21 protein-coding genes, 2 tRNA genes, 1 other RNA gene and 2 pseudogenes are annotated in these 22,632 nt (G+C 67.3%); 11 read left to right on the top strand and 15 right to left on the bottom strand.

Annotation, left to right across the window (positions count from 1 at the left end):
• Positions 1–14 precede the first annotated feature (14 nt).
• Positions 15–1,848: pseudogene (locus A9K58_RS12150) on the bottom strand (glycosyltransferase family 39 protein).
• A gap of 42 nt (positions 1,849–1,890) precedes the next feature.
• Between A9K58_RS12150 and A9K58_RS12145 the strand changes: the two are divergent.
• The 4 genes from A9K58_RS12145 to A9K58_RS12130 are packed head-to-tail and all read left to right on the top strand — an operon-like array spanning position 1,891 to position 6,254.
• Complete coding sequence (locus A9K58_RS12145; RefSeq protein WP_065199579.1) at positions 1,891–2,844, top strand: AAA family ATPase; 954 nt, start codon at positions 1,891–1,893, stop codon at positions 2,842–2,844.
• A 2-nt stretch (positions 2,845–2,846) separates the two neighbouring features.
• Positions 2,847–3,791 (top strand): DUF58 domain-containing protein, encoded by a 945-nt coding sequence (locus A9K58_RS12140; RefSeq protein ID WP_065199578.1) that lies wholly within the window; start codon positions 2,847–2,849, stop codon positions 3,789–3,791.
• A complete protein-coding gene (locus tag A9K58_RS12135; protein WP_065199577.1) occupies positions 3,784–5,733 on the top strand; it encodes a transglutaminase TgpA family protein in 1,950 nt (649 codons plus the stop codon). The genes A9K58_RS12140 and A9K58_RS12135 overlap by 8 nt, the downstream gene beginning before the upstream one ends.
• Positions 5,730–6,254 carry a Slp family lipoprotein gene (locus A9K58_RS12130; protein ID WP_065199576.1) on the top strand — a complete coding sequence of 175 codons (525 nt, stop codon included), beginning with the start codon at positions 5,730–5,732 and terminating at the stop codon, positions 6,252–6,254. The genes A9K58_RS12135 and A9K58_RS12130 overlap by 4 nt, the downstream gene beginning before the upstream one ends.
• A gap of 77 nt (positions 6,255–6,331) precedes the next feature.
• Here A9K58_RS12130 and A9K58_RS12125 read toward each other — a convergent pair whose 3' ends face one another.
• From A9K58_RS12125 to dnaX, 4 genes are all read right to left on the bottom strand, one after another.
• Positions 6,332–6,691: a histidine triad nucleotide-binding protein gene (locus tag A9K58_RS12125; RefSeq protein ID WP_065199575.1), complete on the bottom strand. Its 360-nt coding sequence runs from the start codon at positions 6,689–6,691 to the stop codon at positions 6,332–6,334.
• Positions 6,692–6,757: 66 nt separating this feature from the next.
• Positions 6,758–7,357, bottom strand: coding sequence for a recombination mediator RecR (gene recR / locus A9K58_RS12120; protein WP_065199574.1), 600 nt, complete (start codon positions 7,355–7,357; stop codon positions 6,758–6,760).
• Positions 7,358–7,461: 104 nt separating this feature from the next.
• Entirely contained in the window at positions 7,462–7,782 is a 321-nt protein-coding gene (locus A9K58_RS12115) for a YbaB/EbfC family nucleoid-associated protein (RefSeq protein ID WP_065199573.1), read from the bottom strand.
• Between the two features lie 6 nt (positions 7,783–7,788).
• Positions 7,789–9,780: a DNA polymerase III subunit gamma/tau gene (dnaX, locus tag A9K58_RS12110; protein ID WP_065199572.1), complete on the bottom strand. Its 1,992-nt coding sequence runs from the start codon at positions 9,778–9,780 to the stop codon at positions 7,789–7,791.
• Between the two features lie 142 nt (positions 9,781–9,922).
• On the opposite strand from dnaX, the gene A9K58_RS12105 reads away from it, so the two are divergent.
• Both A9K58_RS12105 and A9K58_RS12100 read left to right on the top strand, forming a co-directional pair.
• A tRNA-Ser gene (locus A9K58_RS12105) sits at positions 9,923–10,015 on the top strand.
• Positions 10,016–10,230: 215 nt separating this feature from the next.
• Positions 10,231–10,737: a hypothetical protein gene (locus tag A9K58_RS12100; protein ID WP_065199571.1), complete on the top strand. Its 507-nt coding sequence runs from the start codon at positions 10,231–10,233 to the stop codon at positions 10,735–10,737.
• Between the two features lie 168 nt (positions 10,738–10,905).
• Here the strand turns inward: A9K58_RS12100 and A9K58_RS12095 are convergent, their stop codons facing one another.
• Positions 10,906–11,337 carry a DUF3592 domain-containing protein gene (locus A9K58_RS12095; protein WP_065199570.1) on the bottom strand — a complete coding sequence of 144 codons (432 nt, stop codon included), beginning with the start codon at positions 11,335–11,337 and terminating at the stop codon, positions 10,906–10,908.
• 82 nt (positions 11,338–11,419) lie between these two features.
• Positions 11,420–11,737 carry a DMT family transporter gene (locus A9K58_RS12090; RefSeq protein WP_065199569.1) on the bottom strand — a complete coding sequence of 106 codons (318 nt, stop codon included), beginning with the start codon at positions 11,735–11,737 and terminating at the stop codon, positions 11,420–11,422.
• Positions 11,738–12,038: 301 nt separating this feature from the next.
• Between A9K58_RS12090 and ffs the strand changes: the two genes are divergently transcribed.
• Positions 12,039–12,135, top strand: an RNA gene (gene ffs / locus A9K58_RS12085) — signal recognition particle sRNA small type.
• 220 nt (positions 12,136–12,355) lie between these two features.
• Here ffs and A9K58_RS12080 read toward each other — a convergent pair.
• Positions 12,356–13,111 carry an MBL fold metallo-hydrolase gene (locus A9K58_RS12080; protein WP_065199568.1) on the bottom strand — a complete coding sequence of 252 codons (756 nt, stop codon included), beginning with the start codon at positions 13,109–13,111 and terminating at the stop codon, positions 12,356–12,358.
• Positions 13,111–13,860, bottom strand: a complete 750-nt coding sequence (locus A9K58_RS12075; protein ID WP_065199567.1) for a 3-deoxy-D-manno-octulosonic acid kinase — start codon at positions 13,858–13,860, stop codon at positions 13,111–13,113. Before A9K58_RS12075 ends, A9K58_RS12080 begins: the two co-directional genes overlap by 1 nt.
• 20 nt (positions 13,861–13,880) lie before the next feature.
• Here A9K58_RS12075 and A9K58_RS12070 point away from each other — a divergent pair, with 20 nt between their 5' ends.
• Positions 13,881–14,927 (top strand): glycosyltransferase family 9 protein, encoded by a 1,047-nt coding sequence (locus A9K58_RS12070; protein WP_065199566.1) that lies wholly within the window; start codon positions 13,881–13,883, stop codon positions 14,925–14,927.
• Positions 14,928–14,944: 17 nt separating this feature from the next.
• Here A9K58_RS12070 and A9K58_RS12065 read toward each other — a convergent pair whose 3' ends face one another.
• Together A9K58_RS12065 and A9K58_RS12060 are read right to left on the bottom strand one after the other, a co-directional pair.
• On the bottom strand, positions 14,945–15,349 hold the full coding sequence (locus tag A9K58_RS12065; RefSeq protein WP_065199565.1) for a DUF6165 family protein: 405 nt from the start codon (positions 15,347–15,349) through the stop codon (positions 14,945–14,947).
• 288 nt (positions 15,350–15,637) lie between these two features.
• A tRNA-Ser gene (locus A9K58_RS12060) sits at positions 15,638–15,728 on the bottom strand.
• 165 nt (positions 15,729–15,893) lie between these two features.
• Between A9K58_RS12060 and A9K58_RS12055 the strand changes: the two genes are divergently transcribed.
• Complete coding sequence (locus A9K58_RS12055) at positions 15,894–16,598, top strand: PP2C family protein-serine/threonine phosphatase (protein ID WP_065199637.1); 705 nt, start codon at positions 15,894–15,896, stop codon at positions 16,596–16,598.
• A 62-nt stretch (positions 16,599–16,660) separates the two neighbouring features.
• On the opposite strand, the gene dnaQ is transcribed toward A9K58_RS12055, so the two are convergent.
• Genes dnaQ through A9K58_RS12040 form a run of 3 tightly spaced genes read right to left on the bottom strand, consistent with a single transcriptional unit; the run spans position 16,661 to position 18,504 of the window.
• Positions 16,661–17,389: a DNA polymerase III subunit epsilon gene (gene dnaQ, locus A9K58_RS12050; protein WP_065199564.1), complete on the bottom strand. Its 729-nt coding sequence runs from the start codon at positions 17,387–17,389 to the stop codon at positions 16,661–16,663.
• 4 nt (positions 17,390–17,393) lie between these two features.
• Positions 17,394–17,846, bottom strand: coding sequence for a ribonuclease HI (gene rnhA, locus A9K58_RS12045; RefSeq protein ID WP_065199563.1), 453 nt, complete (start codon positions 17,844–17,846; stop codon positions 17,394–17,396).
• Positions 17,847–17,859: 13 nt separating this feature from the next.
• Entirely contained in the window at positions 17,860–18,504 is a 645-nt protein-coding gene (locus tag A9K58_RS12040) for a class I SAM-dependent methyltransferase (RefSeq protein WP_065199562.1), read from the bottom strand.
• A gap of 11 nt (positions 18,505–18,515) precedes the next feature.
• On the opposite strand from A9K58_RS12040, the gene gloB reads away from it, so the two are divergent.
• Together gloB and A9K58_RS12030 are read left to right on the top strand one after the other, a co-directional pair.
• Positions 18,516–19,280, top strand: a complete 765-nt coding sequence (gloB, locus tag A9K58_RS12035) for a hydroxyacylglutathione hydrolase (RefSeq protein ID WP_065199561.1) — start codon at positions 18,516–18,518, stop codon at positions 19,278–19,280.
• Complete coding sequence (locus tag A9K58_RS12030) at positions 19,277–20,476, top strand: lytic transglycosylase domain-containing protein (RefSeq protein ID WP_065199560.1); 1,200 nt, start codon at positions 19,277–19,279, stop codon at positions 20,474–20,476. The genes gloB and A9K58_RS12030 overlap by 4 nt, the downstream gene beginning before the upstream one ends.
• 158 nt (positions 20,477–20,634) lie before the next feature.
• Here the strand turns inward: A9K58_RS12030 and A9K58_RS12025 are convergent.
• Positions 20,635–22,589 (bottom strand): annotated as a pseudogene (locus tag A9K58_RS12025) (peptidyl-prolyl cis-trans isomerase).
• Positions 22,590–22,632 lie beyond the last annotated feature (43 nt).

Below are 22,632 nucleotides of genomic sequence, written 5' to 3'. Positions count from 1 at the left end.
CAAAGGCAGGGGCCTCAACGAACCTCGAACGGCTGCTCCTGCCACTGTTCCACGCTGCCATCGCGACCATGCAGGCGCAGGCCCAGCCAGTGCCGCCCCGGCGCCAGCGCACGAGTATCCAGCGACGCGTCAAACCCGACTGCCGGATGCTGCGGGTCAGTGCTGTCCGGCCAGGCGGAGCGGATGTCGAACTCGCGCCCATAGCGGGCATCGCCGATGGAACGGCCATCGACCAGCAGTTCAACCCGCGCCAGGCCGACGCCATCCTTGAACGCCCAGCCCTTGATGGCGAACGTGCCCGAAACCTCCTGGCCGTTGGAAGGAGCATCCAGCCAGGCCATTGCCGGCGTCACGCACGCCCCCGGCGCACGGTGCGCCGGCAGCCGGAACAGCAGGAACCGCTGGAAACCATGATCGCTGCTGACCACCCGCGGCGCAGGTAACGGTCCCACCTGCTCGCAGACGGCGTGGTAGCGCGCCAGAAGATCACGGTAGCGCTGGTCGCTGGGCGAAAGCACCAGCAGCACCGGCGCCCTGCGCTCGCCTTCGTGCAGCAGGTTCCACTGCGCCAGCTGTGCAGTGCGGCCATGCTTGTCATTGAGCGGATGCGGCAGCACTTCGATGTCTCCCTTGCCAAGCTGGAAACCCAGCTCGGCCCCCACCTTGAAATTGCCGGCCAGCACGCGCGTGCCTGGCGGCATGTGCTGCAGTTCATCACGCACGGCGGCCGCCAGTGGCTGCCAGCCTGCGAAATTGCGCGGATAGTACTTGCTGCCGGCCAATTGCTCGCGCAACAAGGGCGTTGAAGCCATCAGGTAGTAACCGAAGGCCAGGAACATGCCGGCGCCTGCCAGCCACCAACCCGTCCTGCGCAACCAGCGCGGCCAGCCGTTGAGCACCACCGGCACCGCCACCAGCAGCGCCAGGTAGCCCGGCAGTGGCCAGTGGAAGCTGATCCGCTCGACATCGGTGAAGAATCCGAGCAGGAAGATACCCAGCGTCGACACGCCCCCGACGAGGCCGAAGTAACGCCACTGCACCCGCGCACCGCCACCGCTGCGGGTCCCGGCCAGCGCCACCTTCCACATCGCAATGCACAGCACGGGCGTGACCAGCATCGGCTGGATCACCAGGAACCACAGGCCATTCCATTCGAATGTCCAGGGATGGCGCTCGACACCTGGAACTTCAGGCCAGCATCATGGTTGTCGGCGTTCCAGGCCAGCAATGGCAACCAGGCCAGCACGCCCACCGCCAGCGCAACCCATACCCGCGGGTCAGCCAGCATGCGCCGGCCCCGGGGCAACGACAGCAACGCAAGGAAGCCGACGCCGATGACGCCGATGAAGCGGTAGTGGCTGAACGCACCGATCACCAGGCCCAGCGCCAGCTTCATCGCCGAAGAGGCATCAACATTGTGCAGCAGGCGCGCGCCGGCATGCAGGCAGATCACTGCCGCCAGGGCCATCGGCACGTCGGGCACCGCCAGCAGGCCCAGCGTTGCCGACAGCGGCATCAACAACGTGAGGCTGCCCGCCTGCCAGCCCGCCACATTGCCGAACCAGCGCGTGGCGATGCGCACTACCAGCAACGGCAACAGCGCACCGACGGCCAGGAAAGGCAGGCGTAACGCAAGCACATGGTGGCCACCGATCTCCACGCCCAGGCGCGCCATCCACGCCGTCAACCCGGGCAGATCGGAATAGGCGGCGGCCAGGTGCTGCCTTCCTGCCAATAGAACGCCTCGTCGACAAACAGCGGCAACCGCGCGGCCACCACCAGCTTGGCCGCTGTGACCAGCGTCCATAACCAGAGAAATATCGTGCGCGCGCGCTGTTCGCCCTGCATTGCCCTATGGATAATCGAGTGGATTCCAGAACCGAGACGATCATGCCAGCTTCGTCCCCCGATCCCAGCATGCTAACCGATCAACTGCGCCAGGCCCTTCGTGATGCACAGGACCAGGTGAATGCACTGGTGCTGGGCAAGGTGCCGGAAGTCAGGCTGGCTTTCGTCGCCCTGCTGTCCGGCGGCCACCTGCTGATCGAGGACCTGCCCGGCCTGGGCAAGACCACGCTGGCGCATGCATTGGCCAGCAGCCTCGGCCTGGGCTTCCAGCGCGTGCAGTTCACCTCCGACCTGTTGCCCGCCGACGTGCTGGGCGTATCTGTTTACGAGGCCGGCAGCCGCCAGTTCCAGTTCCATCCCGGCCCGGTGTTCACCCATGTGCTGCTGGCCGACGAGATCAACCGTGCGCCGCCGCGGACGCAGAGCGCACTGCTGGAAGCGATGGCCGAGCAGCAGGTCACCCTGGATGGCCAGACCCATCCGCTGCCGGATCCGTTCTTCGTGATCGCCACGCAGAACCCGGTGGACCTGTCCGGCACGTTCCCATTGCCGGACTCGCAACTGGACCGTTTCCTGCTTCGGCTGGCGATGGGCTACCCCAGCACGCAGGCCGAACGGGAGCTGTTGCGGGGCACCGATCGCCGCGACCTGATCGCACGCGCCGTGCCGAAGCTGGACGACACCCAGGTGCGCGCACTGCGCGAAGCGGTAGGCCGGGTGCATGCCAGCGATGCGCTCGTCGACTACGTGCAGGCGTTGCTGACCCGCAGCCGCCAGCACGCCGGCGTGCGCGTCGGCCTGTCGCCGCGCGCGGGCCTGGCCCTGCTGCGCGCGGCCAGGGCGCATGCGCTCCTGCTGGGCCGTGGCCATGTGGTGCCCGAAGATGTGCAGACGCTGTTCGTGGCGGTGGCCGGTCATCGATTGGTGGCGGAGGCCGAATCCAGCTCGGGCCCGGCGCTGGCGCGCGCGATCCTGCAGACGGTCGCGGTGGATTGAACGTGGCCACACGCTGGGGGCGCCTGCAGCTGCTGGCGCGGCCGCGCAGGCCCGAGGTCCTGCCGCAACGGCTGGATCGGCAACGCATCTATGTGCTGCCGACCCGCTTCGGCCTGTTCGTCGCCACCCTGCTGGCGGCGATGCTGCTGGGTGCACTGAACTACAACAACAATCCCGCGCTGCTGCTGGCCCTGTTGCTCTCTGCGGCAGCGATTGCCAGTGCCATTGCCGCGCACCTGCAACTGTCCGGCTTGCAGATCGATGCCGTCTCCGCCGAACCGGTGCCCGCCGGCCAATCGCTGCGGCTGCGCGTGGACCTGTCACTGCACGATCCGCGCGCGCGGCAGGGCCTGCATCTGCAACTGGCGGGCAGCGAAGCCTGGACATCCCTGCCCGCGCACGGCCGCGGCGAAGTGGAGCTGGAGGTCCCTACCGAGCGCCGAGGCTGGCTGGAACTGCCGCGCATCCGCCTGTCCACCACCCAGCCGCTCGGCCTGGTGCGGGCCTGGTCGTGGGTATGGCCGGAGCAACCGCTGCTGGTCTATCCGCTGCCCGAATCGACGGCTCCCCCGTTGCCGGAGAGCGGCAGCGACCCGCTGCACACCCGCGCCCACGCCAGTGGCGAGGAACTTCACCAGCTGCGTTCCTACCGTGTCGGCGATGCCCCCCGCAGCATTTCCTGGAAGCACTCGGCGCGGCGCGACTCGCTGCTGGTGCGCGAATACGAGAAGCCGATCGGTATCGAAGTGGTGCTGGACTGGCATGCGCTGGCACCGCTGGGTCATGAAGCACGCATCGCACGGCTGGCACGCTGGGTCGATCTGGCCGAACGCGAGGGCCGCCGCTATACCCTGCTGTTGCCTGCCCACCCGCCGTTCGGGCCTGGCCAGGGTGCCGGCCATCACCACCTTTGCCTGCGCGCGCTGGCGCTGATGCCGCATGATTGAAACGACCGCCCTGCTCGATCGGAGCGCACGCACCTGGACCCTGGCCAGCGCCGCGCTGGCACTGTTGCCGTTGCTGCTGCAGTTGCCACCGCTGCTGGCCGCCGTGATCGCGATCGCCGCGATCCTGACCGCCGCACTGTCCTGGCGGAGGACGCTGCCGGTACCGGCGCGCCTGCTGCTGGTACTGGGCATGCTGGCAGCCATCATCTGGCAGATGGGCATGGTCCGCCCGGGGCGTGATACCGGCTGCGCTTTGCTGGCAGCGATGCTGGCGATCAAGTCCAGCGAACTGCGCAGCCTGCGCGATGCGCGGAGCCTGCTCGGTTTCGCGCTGTTCTCACCGTTTGCAGCGTTCCTGCTCGACCAGGGCCCGCTGACAACGGCCCTCGCGGCGCTGGCAGGTGTCAGCGCGCTGCTCGCCCTGCAACGCCTGGCCCAGGATGAAGGCCACGCGGGCCGCCTGCCGTTGCGCGGGCAGCTACGTGGCGTTGGCCGCCTGCTGGCGATCGGCCTGCCACTGGCATTGGCCTGCTTCTGGCTGTTCCCGCGCCTGGCGACCCCGCTGTGGGGCGTCCCCGAACGCGCGGTAGGTACCCCTGGCCTGTCCGACAGCATGGAGCCCGGCCAGTGGCTGGACCTGATGGCCGATGACACCCCGGCACTGCGCGCGCAGTTCTTCGGAGCCGTGCCCGACCCCGCGCAGCGCTATTGGCGTGGCCCGGTGCTGACCGCCTTCGACGGCCGGCGCTGGTCCCGTGATCGCACCAGCGGCCTGCGACCTGCGGCCGTGGTCGAAGCGGGCGCGCAGGGCTGGGACTATCAGATCGACTACGAGCCTACCGACCGCCGCCAGCTGGTGGCGCTGGACCTGCCCAGTCACGCTCCCGCAGGCAGCACGCTGGATGCGGACATGAGCCTGCGCAGTGACCGCTCGCTGTCCTCCCTGAGCCGCTGGCGCCTGCACTCGGCGCCACCACAGCGCTTCGACGGCACGCTGTCGCCCGGCCAGCGCCACGCAGCGCTGCAGCTGCCGGCAGGCTTCAATCCACGTACCGCCACGTTGGCCCGGCAATGGCGGCAGGACGCTGGCGGCGATGACGAAGCGATTGTCCGCCGCGCGCTGCAGTGGATCACCACCGATTTCTCCTACACGCTGGAAACACCCCCGGCAGGGCGCGATCCCGTCGATGAATTCCTGTTCGGTTACAAGGCGGGTTTCTGCGAGCACTTCAGTTCGGCCTTCGTCGTGCTGATGCGCAACGCCGGCATTCCGGCGCGGGTGGTGACCGGCTTTGCCGGCGGCACCCGCAACCGGCTGGGTGACTACTGGGTCGTCCGGCGCATGGACGCCCATGCCTGGGCCGAAGTGTGGTTGCCGCAGCGCGGCTGGGTGCGGATCGACCCGACCGCAGCCGTGGCGCCGGAACGCATCCTCGACACGCTGGATGATCGCCTGCAGTCCGGTACGGACGCGCCACTGCAGCAGCGCTGGCTGCAACTGGGACAGGTCGGCGATTGGCTGCGCCGCGGCTGGAACGACCTGGTGCTGTCCTTCGACGCCCGCCGCCAGCAGCAGATGCTCAGGCCATTCGGGCTGGACGAACTGGGACCGGGGCAGCTGGTCGCTGGCTTCGTGGTCGTCGCCCTGCTGGCCCTGGCGTGGATGGCCTGGCTGCTGGCCCGCGGCGAGCGCGAACGCGATCCACTGCTGCGCGCCTGGCATCGGCTGGGGCGGCGCTATGCCCGCCTGGGCCTGGCCCGCGAACCCCACGAGGCCGCGCGCGATTGGGCACAGCGGGTACACGCCCAGCGCCCCGACCCGGGCCTGCTCGCACTCAGCCAGCGTTTCGCCGATGCGCGCTACGCTGGAACTTGCACCGACCTCGCTTCATTATTGCGGGACCTGCGCAGGCATCGCCCGACTTCCGGAGCCTCCCCATGAACACCAAGTTCCTCCTCACCGCCGTGGCCACGCTGGCCCTGTCGGCCTGCGCCACGGCCCCCAAGCCGCTGCAGGGACAGTTCAGCCTGGTTTCCCCGCGCGACTCGGTCGCCACCCAGCAGGTCGGCACGCCGGTCCGTTGGGGCGGCCGCATCATCGAAACCAAGCCCGGCCAGGGCGAGACCTGCTTCCAGATGATCTCGCGGCCGCTCAACGCCAGTGGCCGCCCCAACACCAGCTCGTCCGACGCCAGCGACGGCCGCTTCATTGCCTGTCGCGCCGGTTTCTACGATCCGGCGGTGTTCGAGGCCGGTCGTGACGTGACCTTCATCGGCAAAATCGAGGGCTACCAGAACACGCGCATCGGCGAGTACGACTATCGCCTGCCGAAGCTGTCGGCCGACGTGATCTACCTGTGGCCGGAACAGCGCCAGGTCGAGGTGGTGCCCTACCCTTACGGTCCGTGGGGCCCGGGCCCATGGGGCCCGTACTGGGGTTATGGGCGGTGGGGCTGGTGGTGACCGCTGCCATCACACGGGCATGACGCAAAAGGCCGCCTTCGGGCGGCCTTTTGCATCCAGGCATGGCAGGAGGGGCGTCAGCGCCCCGGCACGCCGAAATGCCCCAGAGGCGCGCCCGCCAGCAGGTGCATGTGGAGGTGGAACACGGTCTGCCCGGCATGCTCGCGGCAGTTCATCACGATGCGGTACCCGTCCTGTGCCAGACCCTCGCGGCGCGCGTACTCGGCAGCAGCCAGGGCCAGCTTGCCGATCAGGTGCGCCTGCGACGGCTGAAGGTCGTCCAGCGTCGGGATGATCTCGTTCTTCGGAATGAACAGTACATGCACCGGCGCCTGCGGTGCGATGTCCTTGAAACCCAGCACCTCGTCATCCTCGTAGACGATGGTGGCCGGAATCTCGCGACGGATGATCTTGCTGAAGAGGGTTTCGTTGCTCATGGTCGGCCTCGGCGGAGATATCTCCCGCATTGTAGGCCGCCCGTACCGGGCGATGCTGGTCCCTGCTCAATCGCGGACTTCGCTGCGCGTTCCGAACGCGTGCGAAAGCGTGCCGCGATCCACGTATTCCAGTTCACCACCCAGCGGCAGCCCCTGCGCCAGGCGGCTCGGCCGCACCGCACGTGCACGCGCCAGCTGCGCCAGGTAATGGGCGGTCGCCTCGCCCTCGACGGTGGCGCTGGTCGCGATGATCAGTTCCTGCACCTCGCCTTCGGCCAGACGCTGCTCCAGCTGCTCCAGGCCCAGCTCGCGCGGCCCGATGCCATCGAGCGGTGACAGCCGGCCCTGCAGCACGAAGTAGACACCACGGAAACCGGTGGCGTTCTCGATCGCCAGGCGATCGGCCGGCGACTCGACCACGCACAACTGGCTGCGTTCACGGCTGCCGTTGGCACAGGTCGGGCACAGCTCGGTTTCACTGAAGTCGCGGCACTGTGCGCAGTGGCCGATGCGTTCAACCGCCAGCGCCAGTGTTTCGGCCAGCCGCTGGCCTCCTTCGCGCTCGCGCTCAAGCAGGTGGTACGCCATGCGCTGCGCCGTCTTCTGGCCCACGCCAGGCAGCACCCGCAGTGCATCGATCAATTGTTCAAGCAGGGGTGCGGACACGGCGGCGTGCTTTGTAGAGTCGAGCCAGGCTCGACTGGGGACTGGAACCGTCGAGCAAGCTCGACGCCGCGGGGCGCCCGCCGGTACAGGCGCCCTGCCGAAGATCAGAACGGCAGCTTCATGCCCGGCGGCAGCTGCATGCCCGCAGTGGCCGAGCCCATCTTCGACTTCGACTCGGCATCGATCTTGTTCGAGGCGTCGTTGAAGGCGGCGGCGATCAGGTCCTCCAGCATCTCCGGATCGCTGGCCAGCGACGGATCGATGCGCACCTTGCGGCACTCCTTGGTGCCGGTCAGGGTCACGCTGACCATGCCGCCACCGGCGCTGCCGGTCACTTCGATCCGGGCGATTTCTTCCTGGGCCTTCTGCAGGTTTTCCTGCATCTTCTGGGCCTGCTGCATCAGTTGGGCGATGTTGCCACGCATGGTCTGTTACTCGTCAAAAGAACGGATGGAATCGGGAACAACCCGGGCACCGTGCTGCTGGATCAGCACCTGTACTTCCGGGTCGTCCATGAAAACGGACTCTGCCACCTGCTGCCGCTCGCTGCGCTGGCGGTCGGCGCGCTGGTGCAGGGTCTCGGCCGGAACGTGTTCGGTTTCCACGGTCTCGACCACGATCTTCGGCGCCTGGCCAAGGGTCCTTTCCAGCATCTCGCCCAAGGCGGCCAGTGCGCGCTCCGAGCGCAGGTATTCAAATCCGGGCGAAAGGCCCAGTTTCAAGGTCCCCCGCTGGCAACTGATGAAGGCCGCATTGGCTGCCAGCTGGCGCGACGGGCCGCTCAGGCCGCTGTTGGCGACCAGATCCAGCCAGTCCTCGGCGGAAGCCAGCTCGCTGATGCCCTCCTGCGGCCCGGCATCCCGCGCCCGCACCGCCGGATCGGCGGGGGCAATGGCAATGCCTTCGGCGCGGAACGGGCGCTCCGGCTCGGCGGGCTCGGCGGCGGCCACGGCAGGGTCCGGCGGCTGATGCCAGGGCGCCGCCATGGCCGCGTCCGGGCCAGCCATCTCCGCGGCCAGCTTCTCATCGCGGGCCGCCGTTTTTTCGTCGGGGGCCCACGGCGGCAGGTCATCGGTTGCCGTCGCATCTCCCTCCGCCTTCACCGGCGGAGGCTGCACGGGTTCCCGCACCGGAACCGGTTCAGGGTCCGGCGTTGGCTCCGGCTCGGGTTGCGGAGCCGGCTCAGGTTCGGGTTCAGGTTCGCGTGGCGCGGCCTGCACTGGAGCGGACGACTGCGCCGCCACGGCAGGGCTCGCCGAAATTGCGGCCGGCGTCGCTTCGTGAATACCGGCCCCGCTCCCCCCCTTCGGCACCGGCGGTACCGCTGCGGCCGGCCGGAACGCCAGCATGCGCAGCACGGCCATCTCGAAACCGGCGCGCGGGCTCGGCGCCAAGGGCAGGTCGCGGCGGCCGTTCACCGCCATCTGGTACCAGAGCTGCACCACTTCCGGACGCAGGCGCTGGGCGAACGCCGCTGCGTCCAGGCCTTCGGCAGCCGCCGCGGCACCCGGTACCAGCTGCTGTACCTGGATGCGATGCAGGCCTTCGGCCAGCGCTTCCAGCACACCATTCCAGTCCGGCGAGAATTCGGCCAGCGCGGCCACGACCTGCAGCAGGCGCTGGCCATCGCCTTCGGCCAGCGCATCAAGCATCGCTGCCACCTGGGTGCGGTCGACGGTGCCCAGCATGGTCCGCACCACGTCCTCGCGCAGCGCTCCCCCCGCATAGGCGATCGCCTGGTCGAGAAGCGACAACCCGTCGCGAAGGCTGCCGTCGGCGGCCTTGGCCAACTGCACGATGGCGCTGCCATCGGCTTCGATTTCCTCGGCAGCAAGGATGCGGGTCATCTGGCCCTGGATCTGTTCCTCGTCCAGGCGCTTGAGATTGAACTGCAGGCAGCGGCTGAGCACGGTAACCGGCAGCTTCTGCGGATCGGTGGTGGCCAGCAGGAACTTCACGTGCTCCGGCGGTTCTTCCAGCGTCTTCAGCAGCGCATTGAATGCCGCCTTGGACAGCATGTGCACTTCGTCGATCAGGTACACCTTGTACTTGCCGCGCGAGGGCATGTACTGGGCGTTCTCGATCACCTCGCGCACGTCGTCCACACCCGTGTTGGACGCCGCGTCGATCTCCAGCAGGTCGATGTAGCGGCCAGCGTCGATGTCCAGGCAGGCCGCGCACTGGCCGCACGGGTCTGCGCTGGTGCCCTGCTCGCAGTTCAGCGACTTGGCAAAGATGCGCGCGATGGTGGTCTTGCCGACGCCCCGGGTACCGGTGAACAGGAAGGCGTGGTGGACCCGGCCGCTGTCCAGCGCGTTGCTGAGCGCTCGGACCACGTGTTCCTGGCCCACCAGCTCGGCAAAACGCTTCGGGCGCCACTTGCGGGCAAGGACGAGATAGGACATCGGGCCACCGTTTTCCATCGGATGCTCCATTGTGCCACGCCTGTCCAGCCCCCTCGCCGATGAAGGCGCACGCGCGACCCTCGACGTGGCGCTTGTGCCAAGCCGCGCTGCCCGCTAAAATCTGCGCCCCTGCCGAGGCGTTTGCCGATGGCAGGGATCCGGAGAGGTGTCCGAGTGGTTGAAGGAGCACGCCTGGAAAGTGTGTAAGCGTCTAAACCGCGCTTCGGGGGTTCGAATCCCCCTCTCTCCGCCAGATTACGCAAACCCCTGTTCACGCAGGGGTTTTTGCTTTTCTGGGGTGACTTTCGGCGGGACGCAAATCGGAACACATCTCTCGATGCGCATCCCCCATCACCTTACCCGCTCTCCCGCAGGCCTTTTCTGAAAGAGGGCTCCAGGACCGTCATGCCGCAACGCAGGCCAGCTGCGTTGTCCCAGAAGTCCCACCACCGACTATGAGGAGTGACAATGGACTGGAGTCATTACGGCAACCCCGAAATGGTCGACTGGCAAGGGCGGGGATATTTTGCCTACCCAGGCGCCGCGACCCGGCCTTCCAGAAGGAAAGACCGGCAGGCGCCGCAGGAAGGTGATTACTTTCAGTGGATGGAAGCCCTGAAGCGGGCAAAGCTTGGCGACTTCAGCCAGATGCCAGGGCTCGTCGAGTTGGGCAGCGGCGACACCCATCCGGTAAACCGACGACTCTGCGCTGAGTTGCTTGGCGACGCGGGACCGGCTGCGACTGTCGATGCCATCGCAGCACGACTGCGGCGCCTGCGCGAACCGTGCTTCCCGTTTGAGCTGCGACGACGCTTCGAGTGCGCCACCGGTATCGACTGCTCTTGCTTCTACCAGGAACGGGTGTTCAGACCGATGCACGCATCAGCGCTGCTGGAGGCCTTTCTCGAAGACTCCGATGCCGGTGGGTTCGAAAGTGGTGTGCGCTACTTTTTCGGGCACCGGATTCCGGATTAGGAAGCCGCTCCGTTGGCAGCCGGTGAGCGCATGCGCGATACGCTGCGGGGCGCCTGTGCGAACGCGGGGGTGGTCCCCGGTGCGGAGTATCTGGCAGCCTGCGCGGCCGTCGTTCAAAACACCATGGAGCGCGCGACGTGGCCAGGCGATCCCGCCTGGGCCTGACATCTACCGCAGTCGCCTGCGGGCCCGGCGATAGCTGCGCAGCTCCCCCGCCCCCAGCACAGCAAATCCCAGGCCCATCGCGGCGACAAACAGGGACTCGCCCCATTTCGCACCAAACTCGTCGAGCCTGGCGCTCTGGCGCGGGCGGTCCCGTTGATACAACACGGTAACGGCCTGGCCGGGCACGTGCCCGGCAATGAATCCATTCTGGGAATAGGAGACCCGTTCTCCCGCGACCGTCGTGAATGCGACCTCCAGATGGAACCTGCCCGCGTTGAGCTTCTCCACCCTGCCCGGCGCACGCTCGGCGATACGCAGGAAATCATGGGTATTGGCGGCCAGAACCGCGGAGCCTGCGAGAAGCAACAGGCCGAGGGCCACGAACAATGCTCCTCCGAGGAGCTCGACGGTTCGCGGTGCCGAATCAACTTCCATGTAACCGGACTCCTCGCCTCGGGGCGTGCATTCCCATGAGAATATCGCAAACCTCCACCGGCGATGATGCTGTGCGCGGTCATCAACTGCTGGACAGCTTCATCAGCACCAGCCCACTGACGATCAACACTGCCGCGCCGATTCGCATCGGGCTGACCTGTTCACCGAGGAAGACGACACCGAACACGAATGCACCGACCGCACCGATACCTGTCCAGATCGTATAGGCGGTCCCCAGCGGCAGGCTGCGCATGGCCAAGGCCAGCAACCAGAAACTGGCGGCCATGCCGGCGATCGTCACCAGGGTCGGGGTGAGCCGGGTGAAACCTTCGGACTGCTTCATGGACACGGCCCAGACAATTTCCAGCAGGCCGGCGAACAACAGATGGATCCAGGCCATGGCGGCCCTCCTCTTGGCAGGGCCAGGCCGTCCTGGTCATTGATTCCCGTTGCGGGGGAGGTCGTTCCTCCTGGCGATGATTCTAGCAACGCGGGTCGCTCGAGGTCGCCAATGCTGGCAACGGGTTACAGCCGGTTCAGTGCGTGAAGCTGGCATAGGCATGCATGCATGCGCTAGAATGCCGGCCTGCCATCGACACAAGCGATGCGCAGTCCGGTTGTGGTCTCCGGCGCGACGCGCGCTGCTTCCCCCGCTCCGTGAACGGGCCGCCGCCATGGCGGCCAACGTCTCCATGGTGGCCCCGTCGGCCCCTCGCGACGCTAGGTCGAAAACCCCGCCAGGGCCGGAAGGCAGCAACGGTATCGATCGACGCGGGCGCCGAGGTCAGCCGGCGGGGCTACCGCCTTTTCAGCTCCCCCGAAAAGCCCAGCAGCCCGCGCGCGTGTCCGGCCCCCCTTCCGCGGGAACGCAGAAGACCCGCATTGCGCGCGCGCCAGCCGGCAGACGATTCACGCGTTGGCGAGCCGCTCTGGTTCCATCTCCGTGCTGCACGCGTTCCCTGGGAGATCAGGCGAAACAGCGGGCCTCACCGGCATCCGTGGCACTGCCGTAGCGCGCTCAGGCCACGGCCCGGGGCGCCGTCGGGGTCGCCAGCGGCACGCACTGGCCGGGCTTCGCCACGCGATGCCCGCGTGCGGCCAGGGCCGCGCCATCGGCCGCGCTGGCATAGTGGTACAGCATCATCCGCGCCTGCAGCTCAGCGCTGTACTCGCGCTCCAGGTCGTCCACGCCGGTATGTGACGGGTTGCCGTGCAGGCCGCAGTCGTGGGCGATCAGCTCGTTGTCACCGGCGTAGCGAGCCAGCATCTCGGGGATCGGGCGGGTATCGCCGCTCCAGGTCAGCGCGCCCTGCAGGCGAAGGCCATAGGCCGTCTCCGGCCAGTGATGGCGCACCGGGAATACCTCCAGGCGGACGCCTTCATGCCAGAACGCCTCACCCACCACGATCAGCTGGAAGGCATCCCAGAAGTTCGCACCGCCCTCGGCCAGCACGTTCGGGTAATCCGCGATTCGCTTGTGCAGCAGCGGCACCACCGTGGCGGGCACGTACAGGCGCACTTTGCCGCGCCGCTGCGCATTGAAGAAGGTATCCACGAACAGCCGTTCGAAGCCGGCCACGTGGTCCAGATGCACATGGGTAACGAACAGCGCCTGCGGCATGTGCCCATAGTGCGCCTTGAACGCGGTCAGGCCCTCACCGCCGCAGTCGATGGTCAGCCACGGCTGCCCATCGTGTTCGATCACCGACATCGGCGAGCCCAGCTCGACCGCCGACGCATTGCCGACGCCGAGGAAACGCAACGACCAGCCCATCAGGTGCCCCGGTTCCAGGCCATGTCATAAGCGCGGCGCAGCCGCGCGAAGTCCTTCTGCACGTCTTCCACGCTGCGCTCGCCGCGCAGCTTGACCAGCGAGCGCAGAAGGCGCTTGAGATTGCGCTCGCGCCAGGCAGTGGCGGGAATGCGGAACACCCCACGGTCGAAGTCGATCAGCCAGCCATGGCCGTTGCCGTCGAACAGGATATTGTGCGCGTTGAGGTCGGCATGATCGAGGCCGGCCCGGTGGAAACGGGCGATCAGCCGGCCGGCCTCTTCCCAGGGAGCGCCCCGGCCAGCGACCAGCGCGCGATCGGCCAGCGAGCGCACGCCCTCGATCCGCTCCATCAGGATCGCGGCCCGGTAACGCAGGCCTTCACGCATGTAGAACGCGGCGATCGGCCTCGGCACGGGCAGCTTCTTCTCGCGCAACGCGCGCATCAGCCGAAACTCGGCGAAGCTGCGGGTCTGGTCCGAGCCGCGCCAGAGGTACTGGTCATGGCTGATCCTTGCCGCCAGCCCCCCTCGCAGGTAATGGCGCAGCACGCAGGCACCGAACGGCGCATCGACGAACCAGGCGCTGCCGCGCCCCCCCTCGCCCACCGGCCTGGCCCGGCTGCCCCAATGCTGGGGCGAGAACAGGCCGATCTCGGCTTGCCGCAGCCGCTCGCGGTCGAACAGAATGGCCCCGATGCCGCGACCCTCGCGGCATGGCGTCAGCGCTTCATTGGCGTCGAATGCGACCATTCCTTTGAGTCTAACAACACATGGCACCAGCGTCCTCCTCCCTGTGCCTCCTGCGGCTGTCCGCCCTGGGCGATGTCACCCACGTGGTGCCCCTGGTACGCACCCTGCAGGCGGCACGCCCGGATACGCCGATCCACTGGATCATCGACAAGGCTGGCCACAAGCTGCTTGATGGCCTGCCCGGGGTGACCTTCCACGCCTATGACAAGAAGAGCGGCATGGCCGGCGTCAAGGAACTGCGCAGGCAACTGCCACCGGGGCGGTTCGAGGCGCTGCTGCAGATGCAGGTCGCGTTCCGCGCCAACCTGCTGTCGGCCTTCATTCCGGCTGAGCGCCGCATCGGCTATGACCGCAGCCGCTCCAAAGACCTGCATGGGCTCTTCATCAACGAGCGCATTCCCGATCGCCCGGGCATCCATGTGCTCGATGCCATCGGCAGCTTCTGCGAACCGCTGGGCCTGCGCCAGACCGAGGTCAGCTGGGACCTGGCCGTACCGCAATCCGCCGTTGAGTGGGCCGCCGCCCAGTGGCAGGACGATGGGCGCCCGGTCCTGATGATCTCGCCCTGCTCCAGCCATGTGCGCCGCAACTGGTATGCCGACCGATACGCCGCCGTGGCCAACCATGCGGCCCAGCGGGGCTGGCGGGTAGTGCTGTGCGGTGGCCGCAGCGAGCTGGAACGCAGCATGGCCGATGCCATCCAGGCACAGCTGGATACTCCCGCATTGGACCTGGTCGGCAAGGACACGCTCAAGCAGCTGCCCGCCCTGCTGGCCCGCGCCGACCTGGTGATGACCCCGGATTCGGGCCCGATGCACATCGCCAACGCAATGGGCGCCAAGGTGCTGGGCCTGCATGCGGCCAGCAACCCGCACCGCAGCGGACCATATTCCGATCGCCGTTACTGCGTGGACCGCTACGACGACGCAGCACGCAAGTACCTGGGCAAGCAGGCAACCGACCTGAAGTGGGGCACCAAGATCGAGTTCGATGACGTGATGGAACTGATCACCGTCGACGACGGTATCGCCGCCTTCGAGCGCTATGTGGCCGATCACCTGGGGTGAGCGGCGGCCCGCCCGGATTACGTGCGCTGCGCGTAATCCTGGTAGGACTTCTCTTCCACGTACACCGAACCCAGCGCCAGGTTGATCGCCTTCTTGATGCGCGCGCGTTCGTCATTGCGCAGGTAGACGCTGCGCGCCAGGTCGACGAAACCCTGGTCGAACGCCTGCGCCTTCTCCTTCAGCCGGATGTCGTCTTCGATCTCCCACAGCTGCTCGTTGACCGCCTTCAGCTCGGCACGCAGCTTGGCGATGTCCTTCACCGCCGCCGGATGTGCCATCCAGGTCTGCTCCAGCGCCGACAGTTCCCTGCGCACATTGGCCAGCTTGCCCTCGTCGCTGATGCGCTCGGACTTGATCTGCAGGATCGAGATCTTGTCCAGCAGCTCGCCGAACGACACGGGAACGAGGATTTCAGCGGTCATGGGGAAAAGCTCCAGCAGGTGATGCGTGCAGTTTAACCCGCGGCTCGCGACGGGACAGGTAGAGCCACGCCACGCGTGAATGGTCCAGCCCGGCAGCAAGAGCATCCACGCCTGGCGTGGACCTACTGACGCATCTGGAGGAACAGGCCCCTCTGTTGAGGGGCTGCCCCGGCAGGGGCGGGGAGAGGCCGGCAAAGGGAGGGCCCCACGCGTTGCACGGCAACGCGCGTCGCGTCCCGCGCCAGATAAAGAAAAAGGGCTGCCCTTCGGCAGCCCTTTTTCTTTATCTGGCGGAGAGGGGGGGATTCGAACCCCCGAGGCGCTATAAACGCCTGCCTGATTTCGAGTCAGGTACATTCAACCACTCTGCCACCTCTCCGGGTGGTCCCCGGCGAACCGGGGACGCGCATGATACGAGGAAGCGCGGGCGCCGACAAGTCATTCCGGTCAAAGATGTGAAAATTTTCCGGGTCCATGCCTTGCCGGATGCCTGCAGCCACCCGATGATGCCTGTCTCCCCGCAATGCCCCCGCCGCTGCCCGCCATGATCGAATTCGGACACCTCACCCATCCCGGCCTGCGCCGCGAGCTCAACGAGGACACCTACTATGGTGACAGCGAGCTGGGCCTGTGGCTGGTGGCCGACGGCATGGGCGGCCACGCCTGTGGCGAGGTCGCCAGCGCGCTCGCGCGCGAAACGATCGTCCGCGAGATCCGGCGGGGGGCACCGCTGGCACAGGCCATCCGCACCGCCGACGAAGAAATCATCCGCGCCTCGCGGCGGCGGAATGACACCCTTCCGATGGGCACCACCGTGGTCGCCGCGCGCGTGCTGGGCAATCGCTACGAGGTAGCCTGGGTCGGCGATAGCCGCGCCTACCTGTGGCGCGGTGGGCAACTGGCACAGCTCAGCCAGGACCACAGCGTGGTACAGGAGCTGGTGGCACAGGGCAACCTGACAGCCGAGCAGGCGCGAGCGCATCCGCATCGCAACGTGGTCACCCAGGCTCTGGGCGTAACCGACCCAGCCCACCTGAACGTGGCTACCACCCAGGGCGAGCTGCGGCCGGGGATGCAGTTGCTGTTGTGCAGCGACGGCCTCACCGAGGACGTGGACGATCGCAGCATCGCCCGCATCCTGGCGTTCGAGGACGCCAGCGCGCAGGAATGCGTGGATACGCTGGTCGCGGCCGCACTCGACGGCGGCGGCCGCGACAACATCAGCGTGATCCTGGTGCGCTGCCACTGAGCCCTGCGCATGAGCCGAGCATCGGCTCGGCTCTACAGTAGATCCACGCCATGCGTGGATGATCAGGCGGTGGCGGGTTCTTCCACCTTCGGGCCATCCCACAAGGCATGGCCGGCCTTTTTGCGCAGCCGCTCCAGGCGTGCGGCATGCGCCTCCAGCTCGGATGGCGTCGCCACCACGCGCGGGCGCGGCAGCAGCTTGCCAGGATCGAAGGCCTGCAGCACGGCGCCGCCGCCGCCCTCCTCATCCCCCAGCCCGAAGCCGATCTCTTCCTGGCCCGATGTCAGTGCGATATAGACGTCACCGAGAATCTGCGCATCGAGCAGGCCGCCATGCAGCGCGCGGTGCGAGTTGTCCACGCCCAATCGCTTGCACAGCGCATCCAGCGAATTGCGCTGGCCCGGGAAGCGCTCGCGTGCCAGCGCCAGCGTATCGATCACCGTGCAGCGGTCGGTGATCCTGCCGTACTGCGGGCCAAGCAATGACAGTTCGTAATCCAGGAAACCCAGGTCGAACGCCGCGTTGTGGATGATCAGCTCGGCGCCATCGATGAATGCCAGGAACTCCTCGACGATCTGCGCGAACTCCGGCTTGTCATCGAGGAACTCCAGGCTCAGGCCAGTGACTTCCTGCGCGCCCTGTTCGAACTCGCAGTCCGGTTTGATGTACTGGTGGTAGTGGTTGCCGGTCGGGCGGCGCTTGAACAGTTCCACACAGCCGATTTCGACGATGCGGTTGCCCTTCTTCCACTCCAGGCCCGTGGTTTCGGTATCAAGGATGATCTGACGCATGCGCTCAGTTTACCGGGCTGGAGTCGCGGATCCGGATTGCCGCGTCGCGGGCCAGGGTATCCACCCGTTCGTTGTCCGGGTCGCCGGAATGACCCTTCACCCATCGCCAATCGATCTGGTGCCTCAGCGTAGCGGCATGCAACCGCTCCCACAGCTCGCGGTTCTTTACCGGATCACCACCAGCGGTCTTCCAGTTCTTGCGGATCCAGCCGGCCATCCATTGGGTCAGGCCCTGCCGCACATATTGCGAATCGGTGTAGAGCACGATGCTGCAGGGTTCGGTGAGCGCTTCCAGGCCGCTGATGGCCGCCATCAGCTCCATCCGGTTGTTGGTGGTGTGCGCTTCACCGCCACTGAGCTCACGCTCATGGCCCTTGTAGCGCAGCAACGCGGCCCAGCCGCCGGGCCCCGGGTTGCCGAGGCAGGATCCGTCGGTGTGGATTTCGATGGTTTTCAATACAACTCCAGGATCAGGTAGCCACGGTGCCATGCCAGCGCACCGGCAGCGGTGTCGGCCCCGGCAGGGCCAGCGTACGTTTCTCCGCATGGAACAGGCAGGCGGCGCGCAGCGGCGCCCAGCCGCCATGACGGCGACTGCCATCCCCGTCCCAGAGCGGGCCGAGGTAGCGCACATCGTCGCACTCCAGGCCATGCCGACCAAGCAGCAGGCGGATCCGCTGCGGCGTGCGCACCACCAGCCCGTGGCGGCGCCAGCGCGTGCGGTAGGGACTGAACGGATTGAGGCTGCTCAGCCAAAGGTGGCCGCCCTGCATCAGCACGCGCTCGCACTCATCCAGCAGCAGGGCGGCATCGGCGGCGGTGACATGCTGCAGCACGATCGCGTTGACGCTCTCGTTGGCCAGCGGCAGGGGCAGCCCGCAGCGGGTATCACCGGCATAGCCCTGCCCATGCCGGTACAGGCGCAGCCCACGCCCACCCAGTCGCGCATCCTCCAGCCAGGCCACACTCGGTGCGATCCACAACCAGGGCTGTGCCGGCAGCAACGACAGCTGCGGCAGCAGCAGTTGCCTTTCCAGCACACGCAGGGCTGCCGCCGGCTCGCTGTCGAACCACGGGGCCTGGCTCGCTTGACGGGTGCTCTGCAGCGCGGGCATGGTCCAATTCTATGCGACTGACTGCCCTGCCCGCATTTGCGGACAATTACATCTGGACGTTGATCGGCGACGACGGTGCTGCCGTGGTCGTCGATCCCGGCGATGCCGCGCCGGTACTCGCACTGGCTGCCCAGGGCCTGCGCGTGGACACGATCCTGCTCACCCATCATCACGACGACCACATCGGCGGCGTGCCTGCACTGCAGGCGCATTTCCCCGGCGTGCGGGTGGTGGCACCGGTGGAGGAGCGCATTCCCATGGCGACCGAGCGGGTCGGTGAAGGTGAACGCGTTCAGGCACTGGGCCGGACGTTCCACGTACTATCCGTGCCCGGGCATACCCGCAGCCACATCGCGTTTCACACCGCTGAACATCTTTTCAGCGGAGATTCGTTGTTCAGCCTGGGCTGTGGACGCCTGTTCGAAGGTACGCCGTCCCAGCTGCTGGCATCGATGCGCAAGCTGGGCGCCCTGCCGGCGCAACTGCTGCTGTGTTGCGCCCATGAGTACACCGTGTCAAATGCCGTCTTCGCGCGGCATGTCGACCCCGCCAACGCTGCCCTGTTGCAGCGCCAAGAGGAGGCTTTGGCCATGCGCCGCGATGACCGTTCCACCCTGCCGGTAACCCTGGCCAACGAACTGGACTGCAATCCGTTCCTGCGCGTGCACACCGCCGCCATCCGCGCGGCCGTGTCGGCGCACCTGGGTCGCGACGTCGTTGCCGACGTCGACGTGATGGCCGGCCTCCGGCACTGGAAAGACGGCTTCCGCGCATGATGCGCCGAAGTCTGCCGCTGGCCCTGGGGCTGGTCCTGGGGCTGGCTGGAACCGCCGGTGCGCAATCGCTGGGCGCCGGCATCGGCCAGAACCTGACCGCTGCCGCCGCCCTGCCACTGGATCCGGCGGCGCTGCCGGCCGCGTCCGTGCGCAACGGCCAGGAGATCTTCAGCAGCTTCCGCGACGGCTTGGCCGAGCCCAGCTGCAACACGGAGGCCACCAGCCCGCGCTGGCGGAAGCAGTTCGCCCACGCCCCTTCGCGACTGGCCAACCAGGATGACGACGCGCTGGTACTGTTCGGCTATGTGGTCGAAGAACTGCGCAAGGCCAACCTCCCCACCGAGTTTGCGCTGATACCGTTCGTGGAAAGCGGCTACCGGCCCAACGCCCGCAACGGCAACGGCCCCACCGGGCTGTGGCAGTTCATCGCCACCACGGCGCGCAACCATCGCGTCCCGATGACCAATGGCTACGATGGGCGCCTGTCAGCGGTCGATTCGACCCAGGCGGCGGTACGCTACCTCAAGACCCTGCACGGGATGTTCGGTGGAGACTGGCGCCTGGCGACGATGGCCTACAACGCCGGCGAGTACCGCGTGCTGCAGTCGCTGCGCAAGGCCGGCATGAACGCGCAGAATGCCAGGCCGTCGGCCCTGCCCGGCCTGTCGCCGGTCACCTACGCCTATGTCGAGAAGCTGCATGCCCTGGCCTGCGTGCTGGAAGACGTGGAAGACCAGCCCGGCGTGATGGCATCGCTGGACCGCACCGTGCCGGTACTGAAGGACCACGCCCTGCCCGCCGGTACCAGCGTGCAGCAATGGGCTGCCCAGCGCGCGCTGGATCCGGCCCGGATCGCCCGGCTGAACCCGGCGCTGGCCGCGGGCGGCCGCCCCTCGGGCACCACGCGCGTCCTGGCCCCCGTCTCGGCAGCCCAGGCCACGGTGCCTGAAGGCGCGCCGGCTTTGGTCGCCAGCACAGCGTCGACGGCGGTGGCGACGCCAGCAGCGCAGGTGGCCAGGACGGTCGCTGCGGCCGTCGATCGTCCGCGCAACCGTCGCCACACCGTGCGGAATGGCGAATCGGCCTGGACCATTGCCCGCCGCTACGGCATGCCGGTGAAGGCCCTGCTGTCGTTGAATGGCCTGAGCGGAAGCAGCGTGCTGAAGCCCGGCGCGGTACTGCGCGTCGAAGACTGACGCGCCCGCCAGGCACTCCCTGTAGAGCCGGGCCCACGCTCGGCTTTTTTCTTGGCCTCGAAACACCGCCCATAGGGTCGAGCAAGTTCGACGCTGCGCATACCCACAAAAAAGGCCCGGCAATGCCGGGCCTTTCTCGTTCACGGATGACGCGGCGCTTACAGGTTCGCTTCGGTGGTCTGGATCACGAACTTCTTGCGCATCGTCTCGATGTAGCCCTTCGCAGCGGCCATGCCGTCGATCTGGCTCAGCTGGTCCTTCAGCTGCTTCTGCTGCTCGGCGGTCACTTCCTTGATGTCGCCCGGGTTGACCTTGGTCACCGCGAACAGCAGCGCGTGGCCGTTGACATCCACCTTGCCGTAGCTCGGCTTGCCTTCGGCCGGCACCGGCGCGCTGAAGATCGCGCGGTTGATTTCCGGGGTCGGCACCGGCTGGCTGCGCGGCAGGCCCGGCATCGGGCTCAGCTGCAGCTTCTCGCTGGCCGCCAGCGACTGCAGGGTGGCCCCTCCCTTCAGCTTGGCCAGAATGGCATCGGCGGCCTTGTCGCTGGCTTGGCGCTGGCGGTCGGCACGGATCGCGGCGATCACCTGCTCACGCGCCTTGTCCAGCGGCAGCGCCTGTTCCGGAGTGTGCGCGGCCACGCGGATCACCACGCTGTGGTTGGTGGCGCCGCCCAGCGCGATCGGATCGCTGGCGGTACCGTCCTGCACCAGTACGTCGGAGAACGCAGCGCGCAGCACGGCCGGGTCGGCGGCGATACCGCCGGCGGTTGCACGCGTGATCGGGCCCAGGGTCTGCAGCGGCAGGCCGACTTCCTTGGCTGCGGCAGCCAGGTCGCTCGGGCTCTTGTTGATGGCGTCGACCAGGCGACCCGCCAGCTCGTTGAAGCCGCGCTCGCCATCGGCCTTCAGCTGCTCGGCGGCCAGGGTGTCGCGCACTTCCTCGAACGGCTTGCCCTGGCCACCGCGCACAGCGGCGACCTTGATGATGTGGTAGCCGAACTCGGTCTTCACCGGGCCGATCACGTCACCCGCCTGGGCGGCAAACAGTGCATCTTCAAACGGCTTGACCATGGCGCCACGCTCGACCCAGCCCAGGTCACCGCCCTGGTCCTTGGAGCCCGGATCTTCCGAATTGGCCTTGGCCAGTGCGGCGAAATCGGCGCCGGCAGCCTTGGCTTCGGCAGCGATCCTGTTTGCCTTGGCCTCGGCACCCTCACCGGTCACCAGGATGTGCGCGGCCTGGCGCTGTTCCGGCGAAGTGAACTTCGCCTTCTCGTCTTCATAGCGCTTGCGCAGCGTCGCTTCATCGGCCGGAGCCGGCGCAGGCAGGTTGGCACCGTTGATTTCGACATACTCCAGCGACACGCTCTCCGCCTGGCGGAAGTCCTTGCCGTGGCTGTCGTACCACTGCTTGATCTGTGCATCGGTGACCGGAGCGGTATCGGCCGGCACTTCCGGCAGCGCGGCCAGCTCGACATCACGGGTTTCCCCGAGCAGCTTCAGCAGGCGCTCGGTCTCGGCCTGGGTGACGAAACCGGAATTCTGCAGGCCCGAAGGAATCACTGACTGCTGCAGGCTCTCGCGCACCAGTTCCTGGAACTGCGTGGGGGTACGCGGCGGATTGCCACCGGCCAGTGCCAGGCGGTAATTGTTCTCGTTGAACTTGCCGTTCGAATCAAGGAAGGCCGGGATGGTAGCGATGTACTCGCGCACCGCGCCATCACCGATCACCACGCCGGCCTGCTCACCAACCAGGCGCACGACCTGCTCGTCGATCAGCTGGTCGAGCACGGCCAGTTTGTTTTCGGTGCTTTCGAACGCGCGCGGGTCGAAGTTGTCGCCCTGCTGCTGGCGTTCACGCATGCGCTCCTGTTCGAAGCGGGTGCGGAAATCCTGCGCACTGATCTCATGGTGCTGCCACAGCATGCGCACCGGCCACCACGACGGCGCCGAACGCCACCAGGTTGGCGGCGCGGAAACCTTGGCCACGTTCTGCGCGCCGACGCCACCGAGGTAGCTGTTGTCGATCACGAACAGGAACGGAATCACAGCAGCCCCAGGATCACAGTGACGATCCAGCCTGAGGTCTTGTCGCGGAGTTTCTGCAGCATGGTGAGGAATCACAAGGCCTGATTGGCGAGCCCGGCAGTGTAA

Origin of the sequence: Stenotrophomonas maltophilia, assembly GCF_001676385.1 — a bacterium.
In the GTDB taxonomy this organism is placed as follows: Bacteria; Pseudomonadota; Gammaproteobacteria; order Xanthomonadales; family Xanthomonadaceae; genus Stenotrophomonas; species Stenotrophomonas maltophilia_J.
Note: the sequence above shows the minus strand (reverse complement) of the source record. Positions and strands in the feature narration are given on the sequence as shown.